Source organism: Candidatus Parcubacteria bacterium, from assembly GCA_021414235.1.
GTDB lineage: Bacteria > Patescibacteriota > Minisyncoccia > Phycocordibacterales > JAKFXT01 > JAIOOV01.
On the sequence record JAIOOV010000003.1, the window covers coordinates 70,995 to 86,306 of the forward strand.

13 protein-coding genes and 2 rRNA genes are annotated in these 15,312 nt (G+C 55.2%); 2 read left to right on the forward strand and 13 right to left on the reverse strand.

Going from position 1 to position 15,312, the window contains the following annotated elements; genetic code table 11:
- Positions 1-235 precede the first annotated feature (235 nt).
- Positions 236-538, forward strand: a complete 303-nt coding sequence (locus K8Q93_00390) for a hypothetical protein (protein ID MCE9643698.1) — start codon at positions 236-238, stop codon at positions 536-538.
- 59 nt (positions 539-597) lie between these two features.
- Here the strand turns inward: K8Q93_00390 and secF are convergent, their stop codons facing one another.
- From secF to K8Q93_00410, 4 genes are read right to left on the reverse strand one after another with little or no spacing between them, the layout of a single operon-like run.
- Entirely contained in the window at positions 598-1,506 is a 909-nt protein-coding gene (gene secF, locus K8Q93_00395; GenBank protein ID MCE9643699.1) for a protein translocase subunit SecF, read from the reverse strand.
- A gap of 1 nt (position 1,507) precedes the next feature.
- Positions 1,508-2,845: a protein translocase subunit SecD gene (secD, locus tag K8Q93_00400; GenBank protein MCE9643700.1), complete on the reverse strand. Its 1,338-nt coding sequence runs from the start codon at positions 2,843-2,845 to the stop codon at positions 1,508-1,510.
- 53 nt (positions 2,846-2,898) lie between these two features.
- Complete coding sequence (locus tag K8Q93_00405) at positions 2,899-3,813, reverse strand: NAD-dependent epimerase/dehydratase family protein (GenBank protein ID MCE9643701.1); 915 nt, start codon at positions 3,811-3,813, stop codon at positions 2,899-2,901.
- A 15-nt stretch (positions 3,814-3,828) separates the two neighbouring features.
- Positions 3,829-5,163 carry a sugar transferase gene (locus K8Q93_00410; protein ID MCE9643702.1) on the reverse strand — a complete coding sequence of 445 codons (1,335 nt, stop codon included), beginning with the start codon at positions 5,161-5,163 and terminating at the stop codon, positions 3,829-3,831.
- A gap of 116 nt (positions 5,164-5,279) precedes the next feature.
- Here K8Q93_00410 and K8Q93_00415 point away from each other — a divergent pair, with 116 nt between their 5' ends.
- Positions 5,280-6,398, forward strand: a complete 1,119-nt coding sequence (locus tag K8Q93_00415) for a glycosyltransferase (GenBank protein MCE9643703.1) — start codon at positions 5,280-5,282, stop codon at positions 6,396-6,398.
- Here the strand turns inward: K8Q93_00415 and rodA are convergent.
- The 9 genes from rodA to K8Q93_00460 all read right to left on the reverse strand — a co-directional run bounded on the left by rodA (position 6,395) and on the right by K8Q93_00460 (position 15,307).
- Complete coding sequence (rodA, locus tag K8Q93_00420; protein MCE9643704.1) at positions 6,395-7,537, reverse strand: rod shape-determining protein RodA; 1,143 nt, start codon at positions 7,535-7,537, stop codon at positions 6,395-6,397. The genes K8Q93_00415 and rodA overlap by 4 nt on opposite strands.
- A gap of 3 nt (positions 7,538-7,540) precedes the next feature.
- Entirely contained in the window at positions 7,541-8,293 is a 753-nt protein-coding gene (locus tag K8Q93_00425) for a hypothetical protein (protein MCE9643705.1), read from the reverse strand.
- Positions 8,294-8,379: 86 nt separating this feature from the next.
- Positions 8,380-8,485: ribosomal RNA gene (gene rrf / locus K8Q93_00430) — 5S ribosomal RNA — on the reverse strand.
- A gap of 293 nt (positions 8,486-8,778) precedes the next feature.
- Positions 8,779-12,101: ribosomal RNA gene (locus tag K8Q93_00435) — 23S ribosomal RNA — on the reverse strand.
- Between the two features lie 360 nt (positions 12,102-12,461).
- Entirely contained in the window at positions 12,462-13,148 is a 687-nt protein-coding gene (locus tag K8Q93_00440) for a hypothetical protein (protein MCE9643706.1), read from the reverse strand.
- Positions 13,149-13,220: 72 nt separating this feature from the next.
- Positions 13,221-13,844 (reverse strand): hypothetical protein, encoded by a 624-nt coding sequence (locus K8Q93_00445; protein ID MCE9643707.1) that lies wholly within the window; start codon positions 13,842-13,844, stop codon positions 13,221-13,223.
- 80 nt (positions 13,845-13,924) lie between these two features.
- Positions 13,925-14,320 (reverse strand): 50S ribosomal protein L7/L12, encoded by a 396-nt coding sequence (gene rplL, locus K8Q93_00450; GenBank protein MCE9643708.1) that lies wholly within the window; start codon positions 14,318-14,320, stop codon positions 13,925-13,927.
- Positions 14,321-14,354: 34 nt separating this feature from the next.
- On the reverse strand, positions 14,355-14,933 hold the full coding sequence (gene rplJ, locus K8Q93_00455) for a 50S ribosomal protein L10 (GenBank protein ID MCE9643709.1): 579 nt from the start codon (positions 14,931-14,933) through the stop codon (positions 14,355-14,357).
- A gap of 218 nt (positions 14,934-15,151) precedes the next feature.
- Positions 15,152-15,307: a hypothetical protein gene (locus tag K8Q93_00460; GenBank protein MCE9643710.1), complete on the reverse strand. Its 156-nt coding sequence runs from the start codon at positions 15,305-15,307 to the stop codon at positions 15,152-15,154.
- Positions 15,308-15,312: the final 5 nt, after the last annotated feature.

Sequence of the window (15,312 nt, forward strand, 5' to 3'; positions counted from 1 at the left end):
GGAATAATTCTACTCCAACTTGCACAAGACCAATGTCTTGTTTGGCCCCTCGCAGCCGATGAGGGCGGAGGGGCTATGTCGTAACTTTTTCAAACATCAAGCCTCACCCATTCGTGAGGCAGGAATGCATTATACGCACGGGGAACCCTAAGTCAAGGAGCCCTGGAGGGCCCTTGACGAGGGGCTGAAATAAGGGCATTTTATGCCTCAGTCCCGTCCCCCACCGAGGTGATCCATGCGCCACTTCTCCCTGGCCATCTTGGCCTTCGTGGTTCTCGGTTTCCCCCCAAGCTCCGCAGGATGGATGTCGGTCCCAGAGGTCGAGGAGTGCAGTATCTTCGAAGTCGGCAGGACCGGCGTACTGCGGGCCGAACTCAATGAGACGACGAGGAAGAGGCGGGTATGCAGGATCCCCTGCCAAGCGGATCCCGCAATTCCAGCCTTCGCCCGCCACCCCGCCATCATCAAATTCGAGCCCAAAGAAGAAAGGTACTTCTTCAAGTGCGTACAAGAAGGGCCGATGAAGATTGAACGCTGAAGCAGAAAGCGCCTGACGACCCATCGTCAGGCGCTCCCCTTTTTATATACGAACACCGCCTACTTCCTCCGCTGCCACACTTCCGCAGTCACCAAGAGAGGCGACGCGATGAAGATCGAAGAGTAGGTACCTGCGATGATACCCACGAGGAGGGCGAGCGAGAAGTGCTGGGTAGAGTGGCTACCGAAGACATAGAGCGCCACGAGTGCAAGGACGGTGGTGAGGGAGGTATTGATAGAGCGAGCGAAGGTCTGGGAGATACTCTTCCCCACCGTCTCCTCGAAGGTCTCCCGGATACCCTTCTCGGAGTTACGACGCAGATTCTCACGCACGCGGTCGAAGACCACGATGGTGTCGTGGATGGAGAAACCGAGGATCACGAGGAGCGCAGTCACGAAGAGTGTATCCACTTCTGCACCCGTGTAGTGGCCGAGGACGGCGAAGAGGCCGACTGGGATGATCACGTCGTGCGCGAGGCCCACCACCGCCATGAGGCCGTACTTCCAAGAAGAGACAGGTGCAGAGACCTTGCGGAAGGCGAAAGCGATAAAGAGCACGATAGCGAGGATCACGAGCAGGATAGAGAAGAGCGCCTTAGTGCGAAGCTCCTTGCCCACGGTAGGCCCGATAGCATCAAAACGCGTCTCCGTGAGCGGCACCGTGCCCCCACGAGAAAGGACCGTCAGGGCATCCGCGTGGCCGCTACCCTCCAGGAAAGGAGTGCGCAAGATGAAGCCCTGCTCACCCGTCGGGCGCACTGAGTAGCCGCGGAAAGCGGGGTTCACATCGAGATCGAGCTTGATCACCTCGATATCCGGACGCTCGGCGGCATATTCCACCTCCATGATGGAACCGCCTTTAAAATCGATGCCGAAGTTGAGCCCGAAGACCGCCACCGCAGAGAGCGAAGCGACGAGGAGGAGCACCGAGAGGAGGTAGAAGGCTGCGCGGTGTTTAACGATGAACATATTATTTGTTGGAAAAGCCATTACCGAAGAGGAAGCGGACCGCGCCCTCGTTCTTACGGAGACCAAGGCCCAAGGAGAAGAGGAGCGTACGGGTCACAGTGATTGCGGTGAACATGGAGACGAGCACGCCGATGACGAAGACGAGGGCAAAGCCTTTAATGATCGGTGTGCCACCCATCCAGAAGAGGATGGCAGCCGTGATGATGCTTGAGAGGTTTGAATCCCTAATGGAGAGCCACGCGCGCGCGAAGCCCTCACGCACCGCATCATTGAGCAAGCTGCCATTGCGGAGCTCTTCCTTCATGCGCTCGAAGATGAGGATGTTGGCATCTACCGCCATACCGATGGAGAGGATGAAGGCAGCGAGGCCCGCGGCAGTGAGCGTCACCGGGATGAGCTTGAAGAGCGCCAGGTTAAGGCAGACGTAGAAGATGAGCGCGATAATCGCGAGAAAACCAGGGAGACGATACCAGAGAAGCAGGAAAGCGGCGATGAGCGCAAAGCCGATGAGACCCGCGTAGACGCTGCGCGCAGTAGCCTCATCACCAAGGGATGCACCGATGGTCTGGGTAGAGACGAGCTCGATCGGCACGGGGAGCGCACCGTAGTTGAGGTCGCGCACCAGAGTACGCGCTTCCTCCGGAGTGAACTGCCCGAAGATCTGAGCCTGTCCGTTCGGGATAGATTCGCGGATGACCGGAGTGGATATCGCTGCGCCGTCGAGGAAGATGGCGAGAGTGCGTCCCGTGTTCTCACGAGTGATCTTGGCGAACAGCGCCTTACCTTCATCATTGAACTGCAGAGCGACCAGAGGCTCTCCGCTCGTCGAATCGAATTCGAGTGTGGTGCGCTCAAGGAGACGACCGGTGAGTCCGGTCTCCTCAAAAGCACTCTTCAACACCTCCGGATCTGCGAGCGTGTCGAGAGAGATTCCCTGCTTCAAGAGCTTGAATTCGAGCTCGGGAGTAGCGCCGATCATCTTGATAGCCTTGTCGATATCCGTGACTCCCGGGAGCTCCACGATGAGACGCTCTTCTGGAGAACCCGTAAGAAGACCTGAGCGCTCTACCTGAACCAAGGGCTCGGAGACACCGAAGAGGTTGACCCGGCGCTCGATGACACCGCGAAGAGACTCCATAGAGCTCGCTACATCCCCTGCCGCGAGCTTGGTAGTATCCGCGCGATACACGAGATGCGCCCCTCCCTTGAGGTCGAGACCAAGGACGAAGGGGAACCGGCCGAGAGCGGAGGATGGCTTCGTTTCAGAGTTATATACAAACGCAGCGATGAGGCCGGCAGCAAGGATGAGGGCAGCAGCCCCGAGTCGTATTTTCCACATAGGCGCTAGTATAGCCGCTAAACAGCTCTGTGCAACTTCGATATGCAAATAGGCTACTCCACCCCGAAGATCCTTTTCAGCTCAGCGATGCCCTCTTCAAGCCTCACCTTAGGCTCCCAGCCGAGGAGCTCCCGCGCCTTCCTGTTGTCCGCCATGGAATCATGCGCTTCGATGCGCGCCGGGCCATAGACGATCTCGCCCCCGAAGAGGTCTGCCAAAGCCTTGATGGAAACGTTGCGCCCGGCGCCTACGTTTACCACCTCACCCTTCCCCACCCGAGGACTTTCTGCCGCAAGGAGATTTGCTGCCACCACGTCGCTTACATGAGTAAAGTCGCGGGTCACCGTACCATCCCCATAGATAGTGATGGGTGTACCGTTTTTTCTTGCAGAAAGGAACCTGCCGATGGCGAGCGCATAAGGACCTTCAGGGTCAAGTCCAGGACCATAGACATTGAAATAGCGAAGAGAGACGGTCTCGATCCCATAGATCTCTGACCACATGCGCGCAAAAAGTTCGCCGACATACTTCTGGAGACCGTACGGATTCACCGGGTTCGCAGGCAGACCCTCGGAAAGAGGGAGCGTCTCCTGGGATCCATAAGCGGAGCCGGAAGCAGAATAGACGACACGGCGCACCTTGGCCCGGGCAGCGGCAGTAAGTACGGAGACGGTGCCAGTGATGTTCTCGTCGGTTGTCTCGACCGGGTGCTCGATGGAGTACGGCACGCGCGGGATAGCGGCGGTATGAAAAACCACATCCGCACCTTCCATAATCGTCTGGATCTTGTCAGTCTTGCGCACATCTACCTCATGAAGCACAGCTTCCTTGGGCAAGGTCGCTCGGCGAAGCGATGGATCCTTATCGATGATGGAGACCTCCCATCCGGCTTTGACGAGGGCGGCGGAGAGATTACTTCCGATGAATCCAGCACCTCCAGTGACCACCGCTTTTTGAGACTGTCCCATGTCGCCGATTATACACTACGCGCCCGAGCGAGAGAGGATTGTCTTTATGGTCTTAAGCGCGATCTTGAGATCGAGGACGAGGGAGCGGTTCTTGAGATAGTAGAGATCGTAGGAGAGCTTGCGGCGGGTCTCGGGGATATCTACGCCATGATGAGGGTGAGCGTCATGGTAGATCTGCGCCCAGCCGGAGAGGCCCGGAGTGATGAGGTGACGGAGGTGATAGAACGGAATGGCGGCGACATACTCAGCGACGAGCGCGGGCAATTCGGGACGCGGACCGATGAGCGAATAGTCTCCCCAGAGAATATTCCAGAGCTGCGGCAGCTCATCAATACGGGTCTTGCGGAGGAAGGCACCTACCGGGGTTACCTTGTTCACTACGCCAGCCACACCCTGCACGCCCTTGTCGTCGACGGACATGGACATGGAGCGGAACTTGATCAGACGGACGGATTTTCCCTCCTTGCCGATGCGTTCCTGGTGAATGAAGAGCGGCCCTCCATCCTGGAGCTTCAAAGCGATCCAGACGAAGGGATAGAAGACGAGAGAGACTGCGCCGAGCACTGCCGCGAGGAGGATATCGAAGGCACGGCGCATGGCGCTGTACCAAAGAGACACTTCGTTCACATATTCGATCGCCCAGTTAGGCTTCAGGAGCGTAAGCGGCATGCGGTCAAAAATCTCTTCATAGAGGCGACCCGCATCGACAAAACGCACAGAGGGCTTCCCGTAGAGAGCGGAGGAGATAGTGCTCGCCACGGAGGAATCGTGAAAGTCAGCGACAATGAGGGAGGCTCCGCTCTTCTCGAGAACTTCCGGAAGCGCGGAGAGGTCGTCCTTGAGGATGACCGGAAAATGGAACGAGTAACGCGGATTCTGATTAATCTCTCGGGCGAGGTCCTCGATATCTTCCCCGGAACCTATGAGTATCGCCTTCTCGCGGGAGCGGAGTGCGAGGAGTTCCGGACCATAGAGGCGCCAGAAGAACAGGAGCCCGGAAGAGACCAAGAAGTAGAGGAAGAGACTCGTCTTAGGGTTGATGCCATAGGAAGGGCTCACATAGAAAAACGCTACCGCTATCCCCGCATTCGCGATCTGGGCGTTCGCGAGAAGAAGAGCGAGCTTCCTCTTGAAGAAGAGCGTGTGCTTTTCATAAAGACCGGCGATGAAGAAAACCACGATCCAAAATACGGAGAGGATGGAGAACGGGAGGGCGTGCAGGCTCCAGAGAGATGCGCTCGGCACCTCGAGATAGCGGAGATAGAGAGCGAGCCAGAGACCGACGGCGAAACACGCTAAGTCACCCGCAAGGAGTACGAAGGGCTCGCGGCTCTTCGGAGAAATTTTCATACGGTATATTATCCCACAGAGTCACCACTTTGACAATGTGTTCAAAAAGTGTTACTTTTAGGGCGATTTCAGGGTTACCTAAGGATAACTCTCCCCGACCACCCAAAGTCACACCTATGAGCAAGAAGATTCTCTTCGTGATTACCAAATCAAATTGGGGCGGCGCCCAGCGCTACGTCTTCAATATGGCTCGCGCCATGCACGAAAAAGGATACGAGGTATCTGTTGCCGCAGGAACCGCAGGACTGCTCGCTGACAGACTGCGGGAGATTAATATCCCCTTCCGCGCGATCTCCGGCATGGGCCGCGACATGCGCCCTCTTTCTTCCGATATCCGCGCGTTCTTCTCTCTCGCTCGCATCATCCGCGAAGAGAAGCCGGATATCCTCCATCTCAACAGTTCCAAAGCTGGCGGCATGGGCGCCCTCCTCGGACGCATCCTTTCCGTACCTCGCATCATCTACACCGCGCATGGCTGGCCGACCAGGGAGAAGCGCTTCTTTCTCTCCCGCCTCCTCATCACATTCTTCTCCTGGCTTACTGCCGCTTTCGCCCACACAGTCATCGCGGTATCCCGCGCCGATCAGGAAGAAGCATCCGCGTGGCCATTCATGAGAAAGAAGCTCGTCACCATCCACAACGGAGTCGAAGCGCCTATGCTTCTCCCGCGCGAGGAAGCGCAGCAAGAGCTCGGCATAGAGAATAAGGACGCCTGGCAACTCGGAACGATTGCGGAACTTCATCCCAACAAGAATCTCTCCGCCGCCATCCTTGCAGTGGCTGGATACAACGAAACGCATACTAAGAAGATCGAGTACACCATCATCAGCGACGGAGAAGAACGAGAGAGACTGGAACACCTCATCGCCGAGAAAAATATAGGTGATTTCGTCCGCCTCGCCGGTTTCCGGAAGAACGCGACCTCCCTCCTTTCTGCCTTCGATGCTTTCCTCCTGCCCTCGATCAAAGAAGGCCTGCCTCTCACCCTCCTTGAAGCAGGGTTCGCAGGGCTTCCCACGATTGCTACCACCACGGGCGGTATCCCCGAGATCATCGAACAGAGAGAGACTGGCCTTCTTCTTGCCACGCCAGATACTGCTTCAATCGCGGATGCGCTTGCCGAGCTTTTCAATGAATATTCAACTCACCTTGGCGAACGCCTAAAAGAAAAAGTACGCGCTGATTTCTCCTTGGAGCGATGCGTCACGGACACCGTAGCTGTATACGAACGCTAGATCCCCAGGAATTCCCTGCTGGCGTCCTCACGATGCATCCCGCGGGAGTAGCGCCGCATACTCATGAGGAGACCTAACCCGAGAAAGGTAGTGATGAGATGAGAGCCGCCGTAGCTCATGAACGGCATAGTCACACCCGTCACCGGAAGCAGCCCGATATTCATACCGACATGGATGAGGAAGTGCGAGAGCAGGATCACCGCGAGCCCCGCCGCAAAGAGTGTTTCAAAATTAGTAGCCCCGTAGAGTGCAGAGCGCACCAGGCGGAAGATGACGATACCGTAGAGAAGAAAAAGTACGAGCACTCCGAGGAAGCCCCATTCCTCCGCAAAAGCGGCGAAGATGAAGTCAGTCTGATACTCCGGCAGGAATTGGAGCTTGGACTGAGTGCCGTAGCCGATACCCTTGCCCCACAGCTCTCCGGAGCCTACCGCGATGGTGGATTGATACGCGTTGTAGCCCGCGCCGCGAATGTCCGCGAGCGGATGGAGAAAAGTCTTCACGCGCTGCTGCTGATACGGCGCGAGCACGAAGAACCAGAGACAGACGGCTGCTACCGCAGCCCCTCCGAGCACCAGGAACAGGTGTTTTTTTGAGATGCCGGAAACGAGCACCATCCCGAACCACACCGAGCCGATGATGAGCGCCTGACCGAAGTCAGGCTGTATGAATACGAGCCCGAAGAGAAGGCCTGCGTAGAGGCCGGAGATGAGGATATGGCGAAAGTTCGCGATCTCGATATGCCGTCGCGAAAAGTACTTGGCGAGAACCAACACCAGGATGAGCTTGGCGGGGTCGGACGGCTGCACCGCGAAGAGCCCCAGGTTGAACCAGCTCTGTGCTCCTTTGAATACTGACCCTACTGCGAAGAGCGCGAGGAGAGTGCCGATGGTCGCGAGGTATAGGAAGACGAGGACCCCCGTACGCCGTAGGAACCGCACGTCTATCCCTGCTACGAAAAAGAATACGAGAAGCGCTAGACCAAGGAGAATGAACTGCTTCTCGAAGAAGTAATTCTCCCCCTCGAAGGAGTTCATGGTGAGAAGCCCTGCGCCGAGTATCGGCACGAGCGCAGCAAAGAGCACCCAGTCCACCGAAGCGCGCAGCGCCTGGAAGTATTCCCCGAGCACGCGTCCCATAGATTACTCGCCCTGCGGCACTAAGAAGTAAATACGCTCTGAGACCGCTGAGGAAGTGAAGGGCGCAAGCCAGGTGAAGACCACGTGGGCAGTGCCACCGCCCGCGATACGATCGATGATCGTCTTGGACGCACCGATAGCGTTGTCTTCTTCATCATAGATAACGCCGATAGCTTCGATGTTGCGCAAGGTACTGACACCGGGGTTAGCCACATCAGCCTCCAAGACAAGCGCCTGTTCATCAAAGGACTGATTTCTTATCGAGAGATCCGGCGGGCTCGTCTGCGGCCGCCACGCAGGTTCACTGGTGAACTCAAGGAAAGCGCGAGAAGGGATGCGGTTCCCTACCGGGATACCACCTTCGAAGATAGGAAACTGCGCGTTCGGGAGGATGTCGGCAACTCCGCGACGCTCGGCAATGAGGATATTCTCCGTGTCATAGAGACGCAGCCGATAGCTGACATCTGAAGCACCGAGAGCGGGATTCGGATTGAGTACAAAAGCAGCGCCCGAAGCTACTCCCGGAGCGACGAAGAAGGAGCGAGTCCAGAGTACGCGCAGAGGCTGTGTCGCCGCAGCGCATATCTTGCTGCAAGAGCCGCCGCAATCCACCCCTTGTTCGTCCTGATTGCGCTTCCCGTCCGAACAAGAGGGCTTGGGATAGATATACCAGAAGAGCGGAGCGAGAATGGCCGCCAAGATGAGCATCCCGAAGGAGGAATAGAGGAGTTTCCGGCGCGTCGCCCAGGTAGACATGCGGATATTGTAACAGAAAATAAATAGCCCCGCCGGGAGGCGGGGCTATTTATTTTACGATCTAAAATGAGTCATTGAATGCTTTAACCTGGCGACTACCTACTTTCCCCTTGCGAGTATCATCGGCACTACGGTGCTTAACGGCTCTGTTCGGAATGGGAAGAGGTGTGGCCACCGCGTTAAATCACCAGATTGAAGGATTCAATGTCATAAGCAGGAAGAACGGGGAGGGGGAGCTAGTCCGAGAGTTAAGGATATCTCCTAAGGATCAAAGGTGGCGGTCTGGCACCCTAGTCATCCGAAGAAAAAACCACACTCTCAAGGATTCGCCGTCACACCCTCCCCTGCGCCGCACCACGTCTCTCCGGAGAGACTTTCCCTTGCTCCTCAATCGCCATCGAGAGAAACAAGGGTAGGTACGGCATGTCTGCCCTGCTTTTTAACGAATTCGAGTAAGTATGTCAAACAATGCGTGCTTCACAGATACCCTGACGGGAGTCGACGGATTAGTAGTTCTCGGCTCAACGCCTTGCGGCGCTTACACCTGAACCCTATCAACGTGATAATCTCTCACGGGTCTAATAACGATTACTAATCTTGGAGCTGGCTTCCCTCTTAGATGCTTTCAGAGGTTATCCATTCCCGACATAGCTACTCTGCGGTGCCCTTGGCAGGACAGCAGATAGACCAGAGGTCAGTTCACTTCGGTCCTCTCGTACTAGAAGTAACTCTCCTCAATAATCAACGCCTGCAGTAGATAGGAGACCAACCTGTCTCACGACGGTTTGAACCCAGCTCACGTACCTTTTTAATTGGCGAACAGCCAAACCCTTGGAAGCTTCTCCACCTCCAGGATAAGATGAGCCGACATCGAGGTGCCGAACTCTGCCGTCGATATGAACTCTTGGGCAGAACTAGCCTGTTATCCCCAGGGTAGCTTTTATCCGTTAATCTCCGGCCGCATCTAACGCGGACCGTCGGTTCACTATGTTCCACTTTCGTGCTTGCTTGGCATGTACGCCTTGCAATCAAGCCACCTTGTGCCATTACACTATCGGCACGGTTTCCATTCGCGCCTAGGTGACCTTGATAAACTCCTCCGTTACTTTTTAGGAGGATATCGCCCCAATAAAACTACCCACCAGATACGGTCCCGTAACGTTTTTTCCGTTATGGTTAGCTGGTGCATTCGCGCAGAATGGTATTTCACTGACGAGTCCAGAATGACCGAAACCATTCCTTCAACCTCTCCCATCTATTCTACGCAGCGCAAACGCAACAGCAATATCAAGCTATAGTAAAGCTCCTGGGGTCTTTTCGTCTAACTGCAGGTAACCGGCATCTTCACCGGTACTGTATTTTCACCGAGCTATTCCCCGAGACAGTTCCCCAGTCATTACACTATTCGTGCGCGTCTGAACTTACCAGACAAGGAATTTCGCTCAACTATTCCTCTCAGTTGGACTCTCTCTTAACCCACTTTTGCAAGTTTGGGTCCGTGACGTTGGTCTCTCGTTGATCACGTTGGACTATCCGCGTATCTCGACGCGGTAGGTAGCTGGAAGTGCAATGATTATTGTTTTATAACGGTTTACCTTTTTCTATAACGGTCCCAGTCCTTGTGCGCACGAATTACTTCGTTCGCACAACCTTAGGACCGTTATAGTTACGGCCGACATTCACCAGGGCTTGCAACAGTCACCACCACATCTTGCGACATGGCAACGCCGTTGTTTGACCTTCTGGCATTGGTCAAGTGTCACCCCCTATACATCCTCTTACGAGTTCGCAGGGAGCTGTGTTTTTGGTAAACAGTTGCCAGGGATACTTTCGCTGCGCCCGTCTTGCGACGGGAAGCCTTATTCCGAAGTTACGGCTGCTTTTTTGCCGAGTTCCTTGGGGAAATTTCACTCGTTCGCCTTGCTCTACTCGAGCTGACCACCTGTGTCGGTTTGCGGTACGGTTTCCTGCATATTGAAGCTTAGAAGATTTTCTTGGAAGGCTCTTCGGAAGGCTCCCCCGCTTGCGCAGAGTCGTACGAATGAACGAAGTTCGCATTTAAGCGAGTATCCCGGATTTTCCTGGGATACGCTTCTCATCACCCATAATGCAAATCCAATAATGCACCTTTCCTTGTGTCCTCCGTCCCTCCATCGCATATGCACGAAGTCATGGAATATTAACCATGTGTCCATTAGGTGCGGCTTTCGCCATCCCCTTAGGCCCGACTAACCCTTGGCTGATTGTCATCGCCAAGGAAACCTCGGTCTTTCGGCGTGGCGCGTTCTCAGCGCCATTGTGGTTACTTGTGCCAACATTCTTACTTCCACACGCTCCAGAGTGGGTCACCCCTTCTCCTTCATCGCAGAGTGGAATATTCTCCTACCGCTCATGAGTTCCATTGAGGAGGCGAAGTGATACCTTCGCCAAAGAACAATATTTGTTGGTCGCCCCGGATGGAGTAGAACCATCGACCCCTCGTTTGCACGAGTGCTCTTCTATCCTGAGCTACGGGACGACTACCCAACAAACTTCCTCAATGGAACTCACAAGCCCTCAGTTTCGGTACTACGCTTAAGCCCCGATTATTTGCGGCGCGAAATCTCTTGATGAGTGAGCTGTTACGCTTTCTTTAAATGATGGCTGCTTCTAAGCCAACATCCTCATTGTCGGAGAAATAACACCTCCTTTAGTGCACTGAGCGTAGATTTAGGGACCTTAACCGGAGATCAGGGCTGTTTCCCTTTACACCTGTGAAGCTTAGCCCCCACGGTGTTACTGCCGAGTAATTACTCTTGGTATTCGGAGTTTGATAGGTCTCGCGAGCTTTCGCCCTGTCGAGACCTTCCAGTGCTCTACCCCCAAGAGATACGCTCGACGCTATGCCTAAACATATTTCGGAGAAAACCAGCTATTACCAGGTTCGGTTAGCTTTTCACTCCAACCCACAAGTCATCCGAGAGTGTTGAACGGCTCACCGGTTCGGGCCTCCATCTGTCTTTCGACAAACTTCACCCTGCTCATGGGTAGCTCACCTGGCTTCGGGTCTGATGCATACTACTTAATTTCGCGCTATTCACACTCGGTTTCCCTATGGCTCCGGCCTCGCGGCCTTAGCCGTGCAGCATGCATCAACTCGTTGGCTCATTCTTCAATAGGCACGCCATGACGGTCTTGCGACCGCTCTGACTCCTTGTAAGCACACGGTTTCAGGTCTATTTCACTGTCCTCACTGGACTGCTTTTCACCTTTCCCTCACGGTACTAGTTCACTATCGGTATTTGAGAGTATTTAGCCTTGCCGGTTAGTTCCGGCGGATTCACTCAAGCTTTTCGTGTCCTGAGTTACTCAAGAATGGCAAAAGAAAGTTGGCTGCATTTTCGGCTACAGGGCTGTTACCTTCTCGGGCGCTGCTTCCCAGCAGCTTCGCCTAATGCGCCAATTTTTAACTTTCCGAACATAAATGTTCATATGCCACCTTACAACCCCTAGTCTCACTATCGGTCAACATTTGCATGCGGACCGAAAGTAAGACTAGGTTTGGGCTCTTTCCGTTTCGCTCGCCGCTACTAAGGAAATACTGTTTGGTTTCTTTTCCTCCAGGTACTGAGATGTTTCACTTCCCTGGGTGCGCGTCCTGGATCAAGTCGCAGGACTATAGCGGTTCACGCTATAGGGTTTCCCCATTCGGAGATCTTCGGATCAAAGGTTGCTAGGCACCTCCCCGAAGCTTATCGCAGCTATGCTACGTCCTTCATCGCCTCTCAAATCCTAGGCATCCACCGTGTGCTCTTAATCTCCCGTCAGGAGATCTATGAATCACTACTTTGTTGTCTTACTTACCTGCCCCTCTCCATCGCCCTAAAAGACCCTTAAGCCCCGCTTGCGCGGGAAAAGGAGGCGGCGTGAGGGAATGAAGTTGTCAACGTTCGTGGATTCGGTCGATTCTCCCAACAAAAAACCCGCCTTCCGGCGGGCAGAGCAACTGGCTCGTCCTACCGGTTAACAGTGAGGTTTTTTGTCGTAGCCATAGTCAGAATGAGGGTAAGTATACGGATATATAGATAGCTGTCAACAAACCCTGAAGAGGGGCAAAAGGAGGCCTAAATATGGCCATAAACGGCAAATCCCCACCGCTCAAAGAGCGGTGGGGATTTGGAGTAAAAGACTACTTGTCTGCGAGTTCCTTGCGGGTGCGGTCGATGAGCTTGGCTGCTGCATCCTGGCCGCCGAGGCCGAAGGCGAGGCCCACCGCGATGGAGATGGCCACCACGAAGCCAGTGAAGAGTGTCTGGACAAAAGGAGCCGCCACGCCGAGCTGATAGAGCGCGGTAAGGATGGCGAAGATCCAGATGGACCACTTGGTCACTCCCGCGAGGAAGTTGGCCGAGGAGACGCCGGCCGCGCGCGCAGCGCCACCCACCACTTCCTTCATAGTCTCAGCCACCACGCCTGCCACAAGGAGGACAAGGATGGCTACGATGACCTGCGGCAAGTAGAGGAGCACTACCTGCTGGAGGAAGATGTTCACCTGCACCAGACCCAAGACATCAAAAGATGCGATGAGGAAAGAAACGATGACAAACCACTCCACGAGGAGGCCCAAGAACTTACCGGAATTGAGCCTAAAGCCCGCACGAGAGACGAGCACGCCGATACCAGCGCCCTCGAGCACCTCGTCGATGCGGAGCATGTCGATCACTCGAGCGATCGCACGCGCGAGGAGAGAGCCCACCACCCAACCGGCGAGGAAGATGATGACTGCTAATAAGACCTTCGGCAGGAAGGCCACGAGCCCGAAACCGAGATCCTGGAACGAGCGCAAGAGCACGTCGCCCCACATTTCAAGTGCCATACGTATGTTAAACGCGACCGCATGATAGCGGCGCAACTATGCTAGTAAAGAACAATGAAATTGTAGCACCCTCTAGACACGCGCTGCAGCACGTCGTGTGGATAAGCCAGTCTGCCGAGCGAGGTCGTAACGATCAACGATGACCCGATGCGGGTAATCAAACACATCGCGCACGAGCTTGTCATAGATATTCAAACGATAGTCGAAGTCCGCACCAGAGAGCACCGCATAGCGGAGCTCTCTGGTGCACTCGAGCTCGAGTTCGCGCACCGCCTTCTCCAGATGCTTCCTCTTAAGCTTGTCCCCCACGATAAGGAGATCGAGACGGCTCTCCGGATTGTCCACGAAGAAGCCAGCGGAAACCAGGAGCTTCATCGTGCCCGCCTTAGTGAAGCGCTCCTTAAGCTGGGCATCCCCGAAAGGGGCTATCTCTCGTACCAGCTCGCGGAGGACATCCGCATGCGGGAACTGACGGTTGAGAGAGAGCCTGACCTCCTTCTTGCCGCGGAGCGGGGTGCGCTCCATGACGAGCCCCATGCTCTTGAGGGAGGAGAGTTCCCGACGAGCTTTCTTAGCGTCTACGCCGGTGCGCTTGCGGATATGTTCCCCATCGAAAGCAGTAGTCGGATTGAACAGGAAGAGACGAAGGAGCTTAGCCATGCGTTCTCCACCGAAGAGCTTAGGGGCGATATCCATAGGTGGCTCAATAGTACTAAAGGGGTCTAAAAAGAAAAGTCCCGCCTTCGGGCGGGACTTTTCTGCGAGAAAGATAGGGCTTATTTCAGCTCCACCTTGCCGCCTGCCTCTTCGATCTTCTTCTTGAGAGCTTCTGCCTCTTCCTTCTTCAAGCCTTGCTTGAGCTTGGAAGGAGCGGCATCCACGAGATCCTTGGCTTCCTTGAGGCCGAGAGCGAGGGCCTCCTTGACCACCTTGATGACGGCGATCTTGTTGGCACCTGCTTCCTTGAGCTCGACATCGAAAGAGGACTTCTCTTCGGCCGCCGATGCTCCGGCACCCGGGGCTGCCGCAACTGCGACCGCAGCTGCAGAGACACCGAAGCGCTTCTCGAGAAGCTTCACGAGTTCATGGAGGTCGAGCACACTGAGCGCCTCGATGGAATCCACGAACGACTTGAACTTCGCCGGTACTTCTACCTGAGTGTTTTCGTCCATACGTTTGAGATGATTGATAAGTTAAGTGATTCGCTTAGACCGTAGCTACTTCGCCTGAAGGCTCCGAAGCCGGAGCTGCTTCTGCCGCAGGAGCGACTGCTTCGGGAGCTGCGGGAGCCGCAGTACCCTTTGATTCCGCGATTGCACTCAGCGCCAATACGAGGCCCTGGATCGGCGAGTTGATGAGATTCAACAGCTGGCCATAGAGCACCGGCATGGACGGAATGGATGCGATCGAAACCATCTTTTCGCGCTCGGCGTAAGTACCTTCGAAGATACCACCGACGATAGAGACGTTGTCCTTCAGCTTCTTCTCGAAGCTGTAGACTTCGCGCGCAGGAGCCATAAGGTCCTCTGTGCTGTACGCAATCGCGATCTCGCCTGGAAGCTCCGGTACGGAGCCCTCGAAGCCGAGCTTCTCCAGCACGCGACGGAGAAGGGTCTTCTTAGCCACGAAGTAGCCCACGCCCTTGGAGCGGAGTTCCTTGCGGAGGGCTGTCGTGTTGGCGACATTGAGCCCGTGGAAATTCACGAAGACCGCAGAAGAGATGCCGGTGAGGGCTTTCTCCGCCTTCTCCATTATTCCCTGCTTGTCTTTCTTGCTGATTGCCATAGTTTCTTCTTTTTATAGGGGCAAACAAAAAGCCCCTTACAGGGCTCTCACCCAGCTGAGCTGGGACGTAGATTCGACCTTCGGTAGGCTAGATTAAGGCTCTTGCGAGCCGCCTACTGTCTTGAGGCCTGTGAGGAGGATAGTACCGAGAGACTGGCTTGGTGTCAAACGAAACCGGCCCCGCTAAAGCGGGGCCGGTTTCTTCCTGCTCTTCCCGGCTAGCGCAATGCCGATTCCCAGAAGGAAGCTACAGAGGCACCAAGCTCTGCACCCGAAGCATAGCTATACAGGGAGAGTCCCAGGAAGAAGATCATGCCCATGGTGATGATCCCCACGAAGCTCGCTGCGAACCGGAAGAAGGATTTATTGAACATTCTCT